Source organism: Amycolatopsis decaplanina DSM 44594 (assembly GCF_000342005.1).
GTDB lineage: Bacteria > Actinomycetota > Actinomycetes > Mycobacteriales > Pseudonocardiaceae > Amycolatopsis > Amycolatopsis decaplanina.
The window spans coordinates 1-13,885 of the sequence record NZ_AOHO01000083.1; the positions used below are offsets into that span (position 1 = coordinate 1).

Genomic DNA, 13,885 nt, shown 5'->3' on the forward strand with positions numbered 1-13,885 from the left:
CCACAACACCGAACAAACCAGACAAAACCACGCCGCCGCTTGACAAACAAAACCCAGGGATGTCTTCACGGACCATCGGCTCAGGAAGCGGCGGGGACGAGCGGCTCGTCCGTCTCCAGCAGCGACTTGAGGTCCGACAGGATCCACGCCCAGCCGCCACCGGCGTTCTCGCCCGGTCCGGCGTTGATGTCCTCCTGTGACCCGCTGACCAGCGCGGCCGTCCACGGCGCGCCGGTGACGTCGTGGGTGACGGTCAGCCGGGTGCCCGCGGTCTTCGTCTCTTCGATCTCATAGGTGAGCTTGGTGTACGGCTCCTTGTCGAAGGCGGAGTCCATGTGCAGTTTCCAGGTGATGACCAGCTTGCGCGGCGGGTCGACCTCCAGCACCTCGCCGTCGACCAGATCGTTGGTGAACCCTGCTTGGACGTAGTCCGGCGTGGGATGGGTGGCGTGCTTGCCACCCACCCGGAGGTCGTAGTCGACCAGTCCGGTGTAGCCGTACTTCTGCGACCACTCGGGCTTCGTGATCGCGTCCCAGATCTTCTCCGGGGTGGCCTTGATGTAGACGCGGTAGACCTGGGTGGTGGCGGTGGTGGTGTCGGTCATGACGGCTCCTCGGATTCGAGTTCGGCTTTGAGGTCGAGCAACGCGGCCACGTTGCGCTCGGTGAACTTGTCGATCCACCTGTCGTGGATCTGTCGGATCGGTACCGGGTTGAGGAAATGCTTCTTCTCCCGGCCCTCCTTGCGCGTGACGACAAGTCCGGCTTCTTCCAGCAGTTTCAGATGCTTCATCACGCCGAATCGGCTCATGTCCACTTCGGACTCGAGCTCGGTCAGCGTGCGGCCGTCACGCGCGAACAGCTGGTCGAGCAGGAACCGGCGAGTCGGATCCGCCAGGGCCTTGAAAACCAGGTCGTCGTCGGGCACGTCGAAAGAATAGGTGACCAAAAGGTCACGTGTCAAGCCGGAGGTACATGAAGGCCCCCTTCCTGTACGTAGGCGCAAGGAAGGGGGCCTTCATGTACTTCTGCTACAGGAGCGCGCCCAGCGGCAGGATCAGCGCGATCGCGACCACCGAGATGACCGTCTCCATGATCGACCAGCTCTTCAGGGTTTGCCCGACCGAAAGTCCGAAGTACTCCTTGACCAGCCAGAACCCGGCGTCGTTGACGTGGGAGAAGAACAGCGAACCGGCGCCGATCGCCAGCACCAGCAGCGCGCTGTGCGACGGGTCCATGGTCGCCGCGAGCGGGGCCACGATGCCGGCGGCGGACACGGTCGCGACCGTCGCGGAGCCGGTGGCGAGCCGGATCGCGACCGCGACCAGCCAGCCGAGCAGCAGTGGCGACAGGTTCGCGCCGGTCGCCAGGCTGGTGATGACGTTGCCGACCCCGGCGTCGACGAGGGTCTGCTTGAACCCGCCGCCCGCGCCGACGATGAGCAGGATGCCGGCGATCGGCGGGAGCGAATCGGCCACGGTGGACGACAGCTTGTCCCGCGTGAAGCCCGCGGACCTGCCGAGGGTGAACATGCCGAGCAGAACCGCGGCGAGCAGCGCCACCAGCGGGTCGCCGATGAAGTCGAGGACGCGGCGGAGGTGGTTCTCCTTCTCGAGCAGGATGTCCGCGAGTGCCTTGCCCATCATCAGCACGACCGGCAGCAGCACGGTGGACAGCGTCGCCAGGAAGCCGGGCCGCCGTCCGTCCGAAGAGGACGATTCCGGGACGAGCCGCTCCGGTGCGACGGCGTCCGGGACCATCTTCGCGGCCAGCCTGCCGAACAGCGGTCCGGCGATGATCACGGTCGGGATCGCGACGAGCAGGCCGAAGGCCAGCGTGAGGCCGACGTTCGCGTTCAGCGCGCCCGCGGCGGCGAGCGGCCCCGGGTGCGGCGGGACGAGACCGTGCAGGACCGAAAGCCCGGCGAGCGCGGGGATTCCCAGCATCAGCAACGGTTTCCCGGTGCGCTTGGCGACCAGCAGGATCACCGGGATCAGCATGACCAGGCCGATCTCGAAGAACATCGGCAGCCCGATCAGGGCGGCGACCAGCGCCATCGCCCAGGGCAGGGTGCGGTCGCCCGCGCGGCGCAGGATGGTGTCGACGATCTGGTCCGCGCCGCCGGAGTCGGCGAGCAGTTTGCCGAGCATCGCGCCGAGCGCGATCAGCACGCCGACCGAGGCGACGGTGGAGCCGACGCCGGAACTGAAGCTTTTGATCAGCTTGTCCACCGGCATGCCCCCGACGAGCCCGAGCACGCCGGAGCCGAGGATCAGGGCCAGGAACGGATGCTGCTTCGCCTTGGTGATCAGGACGACGATCACGGCGATGGCGAGCACCGTCGCGCCGATGAGACGGGTGTCGTGTCCGGTCCAGGCGGCGGCGAGTGTGGTGGTCATCAGCGGTCCTTGAAAGCGGAAAGGGCGGTGTCGACGATCTCTTCCGGCTTCTTCGCGATGTCGGCGACGAGGCCGGATTCGTCCGGCCGCAACGGTTCGAGATCGGCGAGCTGGGAGTCCAAAAGGGACACCGGCATGAAGTGGCCGGAGCGGGTCTTCATCCGGTCGGCGAGCAGATCGCGGTCGCCGTGCAGATGCAGGAACCAGACTTTCCCGCCGCTGCGCAAGATGTCGCGGTAGCGGTACTTGAGCGCGGAGGACGTCACGACGCCGCCGGAGCACTGGTGGTCGGAGATCCAGGTGGCGATGGCTTCGAGCCAGGGTTGCCGGTCTTCGTCGTTCAGCGGGTGGCCGGAGCTCATCTTGTCGATGTTCGCCTTCGGATGGAACGTATCCGCTTCGGCGTAGTCGACGTCGAGGCGTTCGGCGAGTGCCGTGCCCACGGTCGTCTTGCCCGAGCCGGAAACGCCCATCACCACGATGACGGTCATCCGTACCTCCCACGTCGCTGTAGCCGGGACGAGTACAGCTCAAAAGTACTACTTAAGCAATATGAAGTACTACTTAACCGAATCAGAACGCTAAAGTCACCTGGTGGGCAACGACAGGCATGCCGAAGTGCTCGACGCGCTCGGCTCCGCGATCGCGAACGGGGAGCTCCCGCCGGGCTCCGTGCTGCGCTCGGAGGAGCTCCAGGAGCGGTTCGGCGCTTCCCGTACGGTGGCGCGCGAGGTGGTGCGCGTCCTCGAAACGATGTGCCTGACCAGCAGTAAGCGCCGGGTCGGGGTGATCGTGCGCGAGCCGCGTGAATGGAACCATTACGACCCGAGACTGCTCCGCTGGCAACTCGACGGGTCCGAGCGGAAGACCGCGCTGCGAACCCTGACCGAACTGCGTTCCGGTGTCGAACCGTGTGCTGCCCGGTACGCCGCGCTGCGGGCGACACCGGAAGAGGGCGGCCGTCTCCGGGCTTTGGCGAAGAGGCTTGAGGAGACGGCGCACCGGCGGGACCTCGAGACCTTCCTGGGGCACGACGTCGCTTTCCACGATCTGCTGCTGTCCGCGTCGCGGAATCCGATGTTCGCGCAGCTTTCGGCGGTCGTCGCCGAAGTGCTCGCCGGCCGCACCGGGCACGGGCTGATGCCGGAGGAGCCCCAGCCCGAGGCCGTCGCCCTGCACGTCGAGGTCGCGGCGGCCGTCGACGCCGGTGACCCTGACCGGGCAGAACGCGCGATGCGGGACATCGTCATCCAGGCGCGTGACGAGATGGCCGTCCTCCTCGACGGATGATCTTCGAGTAATCTCTGCAGGTCTTCGAGGGATACTGCATGCGGGGGGCGAAGGTGAGCGCGGCGCGCGCGATCGGCTTGGTGTTGGGGGTGGCCGCGGACGGGGCGATCGGGGACCCTCGGTCACGGCGTCCGGTGACGGCGTTCGCCAGGGCGGCTTCGGCGGTGGACGCGAAAGTCAGGTCGAAACATCCGGCGGCCGGAGTGCTGTGGACCGGTGGCCTCGCGGGCTCCGCCGTGCTGGCGGGCGTGCTCGCCGAACGCGCCGGACGCCGCAGCCCCGTCCTGCAGGCGACCACGACCGCGGTGACCACCTGGGCCGTCCTCGGCGCCGCCGGCCTGGCCGCGCACGGCACCTCGCTGGCCCGGGATCTCGAAGAAGGCGAACTCGAAACCGCGCGCGGTACACTGTCCACACTGGACCCCCGGGTCGCCGACGACCTCGGCGTCATCGGCCTCTCGCGTGCATCGGTGGAGACACTCGCCGAGAACACCGCGGATGTCGTCATCGCGCCGCTGGTGTGGGGAGCCCTGGCCGGTGTCCCCGGCCTGCTCGGCTCGCGCGCGATCAGCCTGCTGCGCGGAATCGGCCGGGGACGCCCCGAGCGATACCGCTGGCTCGTCGCCCGGCTGGACGAAATCGTCCATCTCGTGCCCACGCGGGTCGCGGCCGGGCTGACCGTGCTGGCCGCTCCGGTCGTCGGCGGTTCGGCGGGCGGCGCCTGGCGGGCGTGGCGACGGGACACCGCCGCGCACCCGAGCCCGAACGCGGGCCGCGTCGAGGCCGCGTTCGCTGGGGCGCTGGAGATCCGGGTCGGCGGGCGGACGGTGTATCCGCACGGGGTCGAGGAACTGCCGGTGCTCGGCATCGGCCGCAATCCGGATGCCGGGCACGTGACGCGGGCCGTGGAGCTCTCGCGGGTGGTCGGCTGGCTGGGCGCCATCAGCTCGGTGGTGCTGGCGGGTCTCGTCGGGCTTCGGCGACGGCGGCGCTGACCTGCGGTTTTCAGCGCAGGGGGAGCAAGGGACCTTTGCTACCGCTTAGCGCTCTGACCTGCGGAAAGAGAGCAAGGGACCTTTGCTGCCGCTCAGTGGCGGGTGGGGTGTGTGGATATAGGGACGTTGAGTGTCCCTATATCCACACACCCTGTACCTCGCCAAGCTGCGCGAACTGACCGTGTGGATTTTGGGACGTTAGATGACCCAAAATCCACACAGTCACCGCGAGACGCCCTGCCCGCTCGCCGCGCCGGGGAGCAAGGGACCTTTGCTACCACTTAGCGTCCTGACCTGCGAAAAGAGAGCGGGGGACCTTTGCTACCGCTCCCGTCGCGCCAGCTGCGCCCGCGCCCGTGCGTCCATCGGACCGTCGCGCCGCGCCAGCTCCGCGTCGATCCGAGACCGGTCGGCGGGCTGTTTGTTGCCCCCGAACTTGAACTTCGCCCGCACCCCGGTCACGGTCAGTTCGACCCCGCGGATTCCGGGGAGAAGCCGCTTGTCCGGAGCCTCGGTCGCGCTCACGCCGACCCGGTCACCGGAAGGCTCGAAGTGCGCGAGCTGCCGGTCCAGGAGCACGGCCTTCTCCGCGGCGTCGTCGATCAACCGGACGTCGCATTCGAGCTGGACGGACGCGTAGTACGACGTCGGGACCCCGTGCGGAGGGTCGGCCGGGGTGTTCCAGTCTGATCGGATGTAGGTGTGATCGTCGATCACGGCGAGCAGCGCGCGCGGGTGTTCCTCCAGCAGCGGCCAGACCGGATTGGGGCGCGCGAGGTGCAGCAAAACCGTCCGGTCGTCGTCGTAAACGAAGTGCACCGGGTTGACGACCGGCAGGTCACGGCCCGCGCCTCCGGCGATCAGCTGGCCGAAGTCGTGCGTCGAGAGCCAGGCTTGCCATTCGGCGTCGTCGTGGGCGGCGTCCCACGGGTGAATCAGCATGATCGAAGGGGAACACGCGGAATGGCCCTATAAAAGGTCCATTTTCGCGTTGGATCAGGTGGCCACTTCGGTGCGTTCGTCCTCGGCCAGCATCTCCGCGACACTCTTGCGCCGCTGCGGCCTTTCCGTGGTCAGCGCGCCGCCCGGCTTCAGCTCCCGGACGGTGAAGTACAGCCAGCCCATCAACGCCATCGCCCCGAACGCGATCCACTGGAGCGCGTAGGAGAAGAACGGTCCGGCGTCGGTCTGCGGCAGCGGCAACGCGCCCAGCACACCGGGCTGGTTCACGTCGAGCTGGAAGTAGCCCGGCCGGATGTCCAGCTTCGCGGCCCGCGCGACGACCTGGGAGTCGACGACGTAGCTCTGCAGCTTCCCGCCGGTCGACTCGTCGGCGAAGGCGTCGCGGTTCTTCCCGTCCTTCTCGTCGTGACGTGCCCGCGTGACGATGTCGACCGTTCCGGTCGGAGGCGCGGCGAAGGGAAGGGCGCGCGACTTGTCGTCGAGCCGGACGTACCCGCGGTCCACCAGCACGATCGTGCCTTCGACGGTCCGGAACGGTGTCAGGACCTCGAAGGCCGCTTCGCCCTGTACGGAGCGAAGACGGGCCACGACCTCGCCCTCGGGGAGATACGTGCCCTTCATCGCGACCAGGTGCCATTCGGTGCGCTGATCAGGGGCGGCTCCACCGGGAAGCAGCTGGTCCAGCGACCGCGGCTGCCCGGTGAACGACTCCCGCAGCGCCGCGTTCTGGTGCTCGCGCTCGGTGTTGCGGGAGAACTGCCATGGCGCCAGCAGGGTGAAGCAGGTGATGGCGAAGGTGAACACCACCAACGTCAACGCCAGCCACCCGGGCTTCAGCAGGAACTTCAACCGCACCCCACCACGGTAAGCGGTCGGCCTCAGGCGTGTGCGCGCACCCAGTCGAGCAGGCCCGGAACGGCCCGCTCGATCATGCCGAGAACGTCTTCGAAACCGTCGTCCTCGCCGTAGTACGGGTCCGGGACCTCGGCGCCCTCTGGCGCGGACGGATCGAACTCGCGAAGCAGGCGGACCTTCGCCGGGGCCGACACCTTGCGCCGGAGGAACGACAGGTGACTCTCGTCCGCCGCGAGCAGCAGGTCGGCGGCCAGATGCCCTCGGTCGACCTCGGCCGCGACGTGGCCGGTCGGGTAACCGTGTTCGGCCAGCTTCGCGCGGGCCCGCTTGTCGGCGGCCTCGCCCACGTGCCAACCGCCGGTGCCCGCGCTGGACACCTGCACGAGGTGATCGAGACCCGCCTCCTCGGCCTTCGCGCGGAAGACGAGCTCGGCCATCGGGGAACGGCAGATATTGCCGGAACAGACGAAGACGATGTGCAGCACCTGATCAGTGTGAAGGCCGTCGGAGATCGACCGCTCACCGGCTCCGAACGGCTACCGGGCGCGCGAAGCTGGAAAGCCGGGACGAAGCGGGAGTAGACCTCCTGGAGAGAAACACGCAGGAAGGTCGCGTATGAGCGCACCAACACCCAGCGTCGAGTCCCCGGCAACCGGGCTTCGCTGGTACCGCATCACCGTCAAGCTTCCGCACCCCTACGAGGTCGGGCGGATCCTGTCGGAGCACCACTTCGTCCAGGCGAGATCGCCGAAGGAGGCGATGACCAGGATGCCGTTACACGTCCGGTCGAGCGCGTCCGTCGCGCCGTACCAGTTCGTCCGGCCCGACGTCCCCGATCAGACGACCAAGGCTTACCGGGCGATGCTGTGGACGGGCCGCGTGATGCGCGCGGCCGGCCGCTGGGCGATCAGCAAGGACGCGAAGGCGCTGGACTGACCCGGCGGCGGTAGCAAAGGTCCCTTGCTCTCTTTTCGCAGGTTGGCGGCCCAGGGTGAGATCCGAGCGTGTCGCGAAAGCCACTTTCGGGACGTCGGGTGTCCCGAAAGTGGCTTTCGCGACACGCGGCGCGGTCAAGTGGTAGCAAAGGTCCCTTGCTCCCCACCCCGAGGTCAGGCGCGCCGGCAGGCCGACCGGACGGACTCCGAGAGCGCCCCGGAGTGCAGCCGGTCCAGACCGCGCCGCGCGTCGACCAGCCGCACCGTGACCGCGAGCCGCACGTCGCAGGACCGGCGCGTCCGCGCGTCCAGGGTCACCGCGAGTTCGGTGAGCAGGCCCGCGTTGAGCCGGTCGATCACCGGCCGCACCTCGGTCGCCAGGTCGGGCCGTTCGGGCGGCCGCGTGCCGGGGTGTTCGGTCCACCGCGCGTACAGGCCGCGTTGCACGACTTTGTTCGCCTCGATCTGGTCGCGGAAGAACCGCATCACATCATCCGCGTCGAGACCGAGACCGGGCGCCTTCGCGGCCACCGAGTCGAGGATCCGGTGTTCGCGCACCGGGTCGTCGATCGGCGACGGCGTGCCGAATTTCGCGGCCGCGACCTTGTCGGCGATCTGCACGCGTCGCGCGGCCAGGTCGGTCAGTTCCCAGAAACCCGGAGACGCCGACGCCGGCGCGGGCACCGCCGGCAGTCCAGCCACGAGCAGCGCGCAGAGCACCCGAAGTCGCATGCCCGGAAACGCTACATGCGAAAATCCCCTGGTGCCCGCGCTAGCCGAAGTAATCGCCGCCCTGGAGCAGGCGTATCCGCCCGAACTCGCCGAATCGTGGGACGCCGTCGGACTCGTCTGCGGCGACCCGGCCGAGCACGTGGACAAGGTCCTGTTCTGCGTCGACCCGGTCGACGAGACCGTCGACGAGGCGATCGACGGCGGCGCGCAGCTGATCGTCGCGCATCATCCGCTTCTGCTGCGCGGCGTCCACGGCGTCCCGGCCGACAGCACCAAGGGACGCCTCGTGCACCGCCTGATCCGCGCCGGTGTCGCCCTCTACTGCGCGCACACCAACGCCGATTCCGCGTCCCCCGGCGTCTCCGACGCGCTCGCCGACGCCATCGGCCTGACCGTCCTCGGCCCGCTCGACCCCCGCGAGGACGGCGTCACCGGCATCGGCCGCATCGGCGAACTGCCCGCGCCCGAGCCGTTTTCCGCCTTCGTCGAACGCGTCGCGAACGCCTTGCCCCGCACGGAGCCCGGTGTCTACGGCGCGGGCGACCCGGCCCGCCTGATCCGCCGCGTCGCCGTCTCCGGCGGTTCCGGCGACAGTTACCTCAAGCGGGCCACCGCCGCCGGGGTCGACGCGTATGTCACCGCCGATCTCCGGCATCATCCCGCCGGCGAGCACCTCGCGGAGATCGCCGAAGTCCCCGCCCTGGTCGGCGTCACGCACTGGGCGAGCGAATGGCCGTGGTGTGAGCAAGCCTCGGGCGTCGTCCGCACCGCGTTTGCGGGTAACGTCGACGTTCACGTCTCCACGCGGTGCACCGACCCGTGGACGCTACGGGCCACCCGAACCGAGCACTAAGAACTTCAAGGAGCACCGTGAAGGCCGACCCCGCCGTCCAGCGCCAGCTGCTCGAACTCGCGAAGGTGGACGCTGAACTCAGCCGTACCGCCCACCGCCGTCGCACCCTGCCGGAGATCGCCGAGATCGACGCGGGCGAGAAGACGGTCCGCGAACGGCGTGACGCGCTGGTCTCGGTCCAGACCGCGGCGTCCGACCTCGACCGCGAGATCGCCCGCCAGGAGAAGGAGATCGAGTCGGTGCGCGCCCGCGGCGATCGCGACCGCAAGCTGCTCGAATCCGGTTCCGTCGCGGCGAAGCAGATGGCCGACATCGAGCACGAGCTGAACAGCCTCAACCGCCGCCAGTCCGCGCTCGAGGACGACCTGCTCGAACTGATGGAACGCCGCGAGGCACTCGAACTCGACGCCCAGCGCACCAGCGCCGAGGTCGCGAAGGCCGAGGGCGAGGTCGCCGAAGCCGCACGTCGCCGCGACGAGCAGTTCACCGACCTCGACACCACGAAGGCGCGCCGCGACGAAGACCGCGCCAAGCTCCTGCCGCGTTTCCCGGAAGACCTGCTGAAGCTCTACGAGCGGGTCCGTGCGCACAAGGGCATCGGCGCGGCACTCCTGCGGGCCCGCCGCTGCGGCGCCTGCCAGCTCGACATCGACCGCCGCGAGATCGCCGAGATCAAGGCGGCCCCTGAGAACCACGTCATCCAGTGCGAGAACTGCGGCGCCATCCTGGTGCGCACACTGGAGTCCGGCCTGTGACCGACCACGTGCTCGTCGAGGCCGACGGCGGTTCGCGGGGCAACCCCGGTCCCGCCGGGTACGGCGCGGTCGTCAAGGACGCGGCCACCGGCGAGGTGCTCGCCGAGCGCAAGGCTTACGTCGGCATCGCGACCAACAACGTCGCCGAGTACGGCGGCCTGATCGCCGGGCTCGCCGCGGCCGCCGAGCTCGGAGCGTCCACCGTGGACGTCCGGATGGACTCGAAGCTCGTGGTGGAGCAGATGTCCGGGCGCTGGAAGGTCAAGCACCCGTCGATGCAGCCGCTGAACGCCGAGGCCAAGGAGCTGGCGGCGCGGTTCTCACGCGTGCGCTACGAGTGGATCCCGCGTGCGGAGAACTCCCACGCGGACGGGCTCGCGAACGAGGCGATGGACGCCGGGCGCGACGGCGAGAAGCAGCCGGAAGCGCCGAGAAAGACCATGAAGCAGGACAGGATCAGCCCGGTCGGCTGGACCGGCGCGACCGGGACACCGACCAAACTGCTCCTCGTGCGGCACGGCCAGACGGCGATGTCGGTCGAGAAGCGCTACTCCGGCCGCGGCGACGTGCCCCTGACCGAGCACGGCAAGCAGCAGGCGGCCGCCGCCGCGAAACGCCTCGGCGCGATGGAGGGCCTCATCGTCGACGGCGAGGCCGCGCCGATCATCGCCTCACCGCTGATCCGCACCCAGCAGACCGCGCAGGCGATCGCGGACGCGCTCGGCGGCCGGGTCGAGACCCATCCCGGGCTGATCGAGACCGATTTCGGCGACTGGGAAGGCCTCACCTTCAAAGAGGCCATGGATCGCGACCCCGAGTTCCAGGCAGGCTGGCTTTCCGACACCTCGATCGCGGCACCGGGCGGGGAAAGCTTCGACGGCGTCCACCGGCGTGTCCGCAAGGCCCGCGACGAACTGATCGCGAAGCACGGCGGCCGGACGATCGTCCTGGTCAGCCATGTCACGCCGATCAAGGCGCTGCTGCGGATGGGGCTGGACGCCGGGCCGTCACTGCTGTTCCGCCTGCATCTGGACCTGGCCTCGCTCTCGATCGTCGAGTTCTACCCGGACGGCAACGCCTCGGTCCGGTTGGTGAACGACATCTCGCATTTGTCCTGACACCGGGGAATGTGGCGCGGATCACGCCTGGATATGACGTGTCGCGGGCGGCCGATGGGGTATTGGCTACAGTTTCGGCGACGGCACGTGAGCGAAAAGGCGAAGACGGGGACATGACGGCGAGCGCACTCAGCGAAGCTTCCGAAAAAGACGTGCCCGACCCGGCGGAGACGCCGGCCCGTCGTGGCCTGGCCGCCCGCGTCGCGCCGTACCTGGCGGTCCTCGCCGGTGTGGCGGCGCTGGCCTGGCACGCCACCCTCTACGGCCACTGGATCGTCGACGACGCGGCCATCACCTTCTCTTACGCGCGCAGCTTCGCCGACGGGCTCGGCCCGGTACTGCAGCCGGGGCAGCCGTCGGTCGAGGGATGGTCGAACTCGACGTGGCTGGTGGTGCTGGCGCTCGGCAAGCTCGTCGGCATCTTCGACAGCGGCATGCTGTTCGGCCTCCCCGACTACGTCCTGTTCCCGAAGCTGCTGGGTCTCCTGTTCACCGCCGGGACGCTGGCCGCCTGTCATGTCGCGGCGAAGCAGATTTTCGCGCGCTTCGCCTGGCTGGCGACGCTGGTCGTCGGCCTGACGCTGGCCGCGATCCCGTCGTTCGTCATCTGGACGGTCTCCGGTCTGGAGAACTCCCTGTTCGGGATGGCCGTCGCTTGGCTCGCCGTACTGCTGTTCGTGGCCGTGCGCAAGGACACCGTGCTCACCGCGAAGGTCGCCGTCTGGTCCGGGGTGCTGGTCGCGTTCGCCGCGTTGACCCGCCCGGAAGGCCTGATCTACGGCGGCGCGTACCCGCTCGTCGTCCTGTTCCAGCTGCGGAAGCCGCTCCTGGGGCAGAGCGTCAAGCTGATCGTGGTGTCGGTGGTCGCGTTCGCGATCCCGTTCGGGGCGTACCTCGCCTGGCGGATCGCGGAGTTCGGCAGGCTGCTGGCGAACCCGTCCATCGCGAAGGGGCAGGGCCTGCCCGGGCTTTCGGCGTTGAAGCAGCCCTTCGAGCTGGTCGGCTACGCCGGTGTCGCCGGGACGATCCTGCTGGCGCTGACCATCGGTCACGCGCTGGTCCGCGCGGAATGGCGGCGCAGCCTGATCGCGCTGCTGGTGCCGCTGGCGCTGGGCATCATCGCGTACGGCGTGATGGTCCCGGACTGGATGGGCCAGCACCGCTTCGCGACCCCGATCTGGATCCTCGCCGTGCTGGCGGGAACGCTGTCCGCGGGCGAACTGCTGCGCCGTTCGCGGGCGGCGCTGCGGACCGTCGTGGTGCTCGTACTGGTCGCCGCCGCGATCCCGTCCGGAATGGGCTTCGCGTCGGCGTCGAAGAAGTTCCAAGAGGTCCCGACGGTGCCGGCGTGCCTCATCGCCGACCGCTTCGGCCGCGGCTTCAACACCATGGCCGACATACTCGGCCTCCAGCAGGCGTCACTGCTGTTGCCCGACCTCGGCGGTTCGTCGATGACCAGCCGCCTGCACCTGGTCGACATGGCCGGGCTGGTCGAGGCGGACGTCGCGGACTTCGTCAAGAAGGGCGACATGCCGGGGCTGCGCGACTACGTGTTCGACAAGGTCAAGCCGACCTTCATCCACTCGTGGGGTCCGTGGGCCGCGGGCAACGGCATCACCGTGGACCCGCGGATCGACCGCGACTACGAGCCGATCTTCGTGTACCCGGGCAGCGGGCCGCGGAACGGGGACTTCGTGCGCAAGGACGCCGTCTCCAGTCCGGAGAAGCTGAAGGCCGTCCAGGAGTACGCCGTGAAGACCCTGCCGGACGTCGAGAAGGCGCGCTTCGGCGGCCCGCTCAAGGACTGCGGCCCGACCATGCACCCGGGCCAGACCGTCTANATTGCGCGGGGGTCAGGGCGCGGAAGTGACCGGGGTTCGGGAGTGGCGGCGCCCCGCGCCAGATCCGCCTCCTTCGCCCGGATCACCGGCAGCACGTGCTTCCCGAAGTACTCGACGTCCTCCAGGTAGTGCAGGAAGCCGAGCAGCAGCAGGTTCGCCCCGCGCTTCTTGTACTCGATGGCCCGGTCCGCGATCTGCTCCGGCGTGCCGATCAGCCCGGTGCGGAAGCCGTCGTTGTACTGCACCAGATCCTTGAACTCCGAGTCGGCCCACATCCCCTTCTTGTCCGAAGTGGAGCTTCCCGCCTGCTTGACGGCGCTGCGGAACCCCTCGACAGCCTCGATGTTCGCCTTCTCGACGATCTCGCGCAGCACGGCCTTCGCCTCGCTCTCGGTCTCCCGCGCGATCACGAAGCCGTTGAGTCCGAAGCGGACGGCGTGGTCGTTCTCGGCCGCGTAGCCGCGGACCTCCTCGACCTGCTCGCTGAATCCGTCGAAGTCCTTGCCGTTGCTGAAGTACCAGTCGGAGACCCGGCCCGCGAGCTTCCGTGCCGCGGTGGAGTTGCCACCCTGGAAGATCTCCGGATGCGGCCGTCCGGCCGGTTTGGGTTGGATGTCGAAATCGTGGATCCGGTAGAAATCGCCGGTGAATTCGGCGTGGTCGTTCGTCCAGAGTTCCTTCAGTACACGAATGAACTCTTCCGAACGACGGTACCGTTCGTCGTGTTCCAGCCACGGTTCACCGAGGTTGGTGAATTCGTCCTTGAACCAGCCGCTGACCACGTTGACCGCCGCGCGGCCGCCGGAGATCACGTCCGCGCTGGCGATGAACTTCGCGAGCACGCCGGGATGCCACAGGCCGGGGTGGACCGCCGCGATCACCTTCAGCCGCTGCGTCGCGAGCAGCAGCGCGAGGCTGAACCCGGTCGATTCGTGCTGGTAGGCGGCACCATAGCCGGCCGTGTAGCGGACCTGGCTCAGCGCGTATTCGAACCCGCTGTTCTCCGCGAGGACGGCGAGATCCCGGTTGTACTCGTATCCCCAGTCGGTGCGCTGCTCGATGTCGCTGGTGACCAGACCGCCGCTCACATTGGGGACCCAATAGGCGAATTTGAGTGGTTCGGATTCGATTCCCGGCATGTCGCGGAGT

At 68.7% G+C, this 13,885-nt stretch carries 15 protein-coding genes and 1 pseudogene; 7 read left to right on the top strand and 9 right to left on the bottom strand.

Features of this window, described 5'->3' with window-relative positions:
• Positions 1–80: 80 nt before the first annotated feature.
• The 4 genes from H074_RS37445 to H074_RS37460 all read right to left on the bottom strand — a co-directional run bounded on the left by H074_RS37445 (position 81) and on the right by H074_RS37460 (position 2,890).
• A complete protein-coding gene (locus tag H074_RS37445; protein WP_007035313.1) occupies positions 81–605 on the bottom strand; it encodes an SRPBCC domain-containing protein in 525 nt (174 codons plus the stop codon).
• Positions 602–928 (bottom strand): ArsR/SmtB family transcription factor, encoded by a 327-nt coding sequence (locus H074_RS37450; protein WP_039924516.1) that lies wholly within the window; start codon positions 926–928, stop codon positions 602–604. Before H074_RS37450 ends, H074_RS37445 begins: the two co-directional genes overlap by 4 nt.
• A gap of 103 nt (positions 929–1,031) precedes the next feature.
• On the bottom strand, positions 1,032–2,399 hold the full coding sequence (locus tag H074_RS37455) for a GntT/GntP/DsdX family permease (RefSeq protein WP_007035315.1): 1,368 nt from the start codon (positions 2,397–2,399) through the stop codon (positions 1,032–1,034).
• Complete coding sequence (locus H074_RS37460) at positions 2,399–2,890, bottom strand: gluconokinase (RefSeq protein WP_007035316.1); 492 nt, start codon at positions 2,888–2,890, stop codon at positions 2,399–2,401. The genes H074_RS37455 and H074_RS37460 overlap by 1 nt, the downstream gene beginning before the upstream one ends.
• A 103-nt stretch (positions 2,891–2,993) precedes the next feature.
• On the opposite strand from H074_RS37460, the gene H074_RS37465 reads away from it, so the two are divergent.
• A complete protein-coding gene (locus H074_RS37465) occupies positions 2,994–3,689 on the top strand; it encodes a FadR/GntR family transcriptional regulator (protein ID WP_007035317.1) in 696 nt (231 codons plus the stop codon).
• Positions 3,690–3,727: 38 nt separating this feature from the next.
• The gene (locus H074_RS37470) at positions 3,728–4,684 is read left to right on the top strand and encodes a cobalamin biosynthesis protein CobD/CbiB (protein ID WP_007035318.1); all 957 of its coding nucleotides are present in this window, start codon (positions 3,728–3,730) and stop codon (positions 4,682–4,684) included.
• Between the two features lie 321 nt (positions 4,685–5,005).
• Here H074_RS37470 and H074_RS37475 read toward each other — a convergent pair whose 3' ends face one another.
• The 3 genes from H074_RS37475 to H074_RS37485 are packed head-to-tail and all read right to left on the bottom strand — an operon-like array spanning position 5,006 to position 6,987.
• Complete coding sequence (locus H074_RS37475) at positions 5,006–5,626, bottom strand: FMN-binding negative transcriptional regulator (protein WP_007035319.1); 621 nt, start codon at positions 5,624–5,626, stop codon at positions 5,006–5,008.
• A gap of 54 nt (positions 5,627–5,680) precedes the next feature.
• Positions 5,681–6,502, bottom strand: coding sequence for an SURF1 family cytochrome oxidase biogenesis protein (locus tag H074_RS37480; protein WP_039924506.1), 822 nt, complete (start codon positions 6,500–6,502; stop codon positions 5,681–5,683).
• A gap of 23 nt (positions 6,503–6,525) precedes the next feature.
• Positions 6,526–6,987: a low molecular weight protein-tyrosine-phosphatase gene (locus tag H074_RS37485; protein ID WP_007035321.1), complete on the bottom strand. Its 462-nt coding sequence runs from the start codon at positions 6,985–6,987 to the stop codon at positions 6,526–6,528.
• Positions 6,988–7,117: 130 nt separating this feature from the next.
• Here H074_RS37485 and H074_RS37490 point away from each other — a divergent pair, with 130 nt between their 5' ends.
• Positions 7,118–7,438: a hypothetical protein gene (locus tag H074_RS37490; protein ID WP_007035322.1), complete on the top strand. Its 321-nt coding sequence runs from the start codon at positions 7,118–7,120 to the stop codon at positions 7,436–7,438.
• A 173-nt stretch (positions 7,439–7,611) separates the two neighbouring features.
• On the opposite strand, the gene H074_RS37495 is transcribed toward H074_RS37490, so the two are convergent.
• On the bottom strand, positions 7,612–8,169 hold the full coding sequence (locus H074_RS37495) for a chorismate mutase (protein WP_039924507.1): 558 nt from the start codon (positions 8,167–8,169) through the stop codon (positions 7,612–7,614).
• A 31-nt stretch (positions 8,170–8,200) separates the two neighbouring features.
• Here H074_RS37495 and H074_RS37500 point away from each other — a divergent pair, with 31 nt between their 5' ends.
• From H074_RS37500 to H074_RS37515, 4 genes and pseudogenes are all read left to right on the top strand, one after another.
• Positions 8,201–9,022: a Nif3-like dinuclear metal center hexameric protein gene (locus H074_RS37500; protein WP_007035324.1), complete on the top strand. Its 822-nt coding sequence runs from the start codon at positions 8,201–8,203 to the stop codon at positions 9,020–9,022.
• Positions 9,023–9,039: 17 nt separating this feature from the next.
• Positions 9,040–9,777: a zinc ribbon domain-containing protein gene (locus H074_RS37505; protein ID WP_007035325.1), complete on the top strand. Its 738-nt coding sequence runs from the start codon at positions 9,040–9,042 to the stop codon at positions 9,775–9,777.
• Positions 9,774–10,895: a bifunctional RNase H/acid phosphatase gene (locus H074_RS37510; RefSeq protein ID WP_007035326.1), complete on the top strand. Its 1,122-nt coding sequence runs from the start codon at positions 9,774–9,776 to the stop codon at positions 10,893–10,895. Before H074_RS37505 ends, H074_RS37510 begins: the two co-directional genes overlap by 4 nt.
• A gap of 113 nt (positions 10,896–11,008) precedes the next feature.
• Positions 11,009–12,739 (top strand): annotated as a pseudogene (locus H074_RS37515) (hypothetical protein); the annotation flags it as partial.
• On the opposite strand, the gene sfnG reads toward H074_RS37515, so the two are convergent.
• Complete coding sequence (gene sfnG, locus H074_RS39865) at positions 12,733–13,875, bottom strand: dimethylsulfone monooxygenase SfnG (protein ID WP_083920574.1); 1,143 nt, start codon at positions 13,873–13,875, stop codon at positions 12,733–12,735. The pseudogene H074_RS37515 and the gene sfnG overlap by 7 nt on opposite strands.
• Positions 13,876–13,885: the final 10 nt, after the last annotated feature.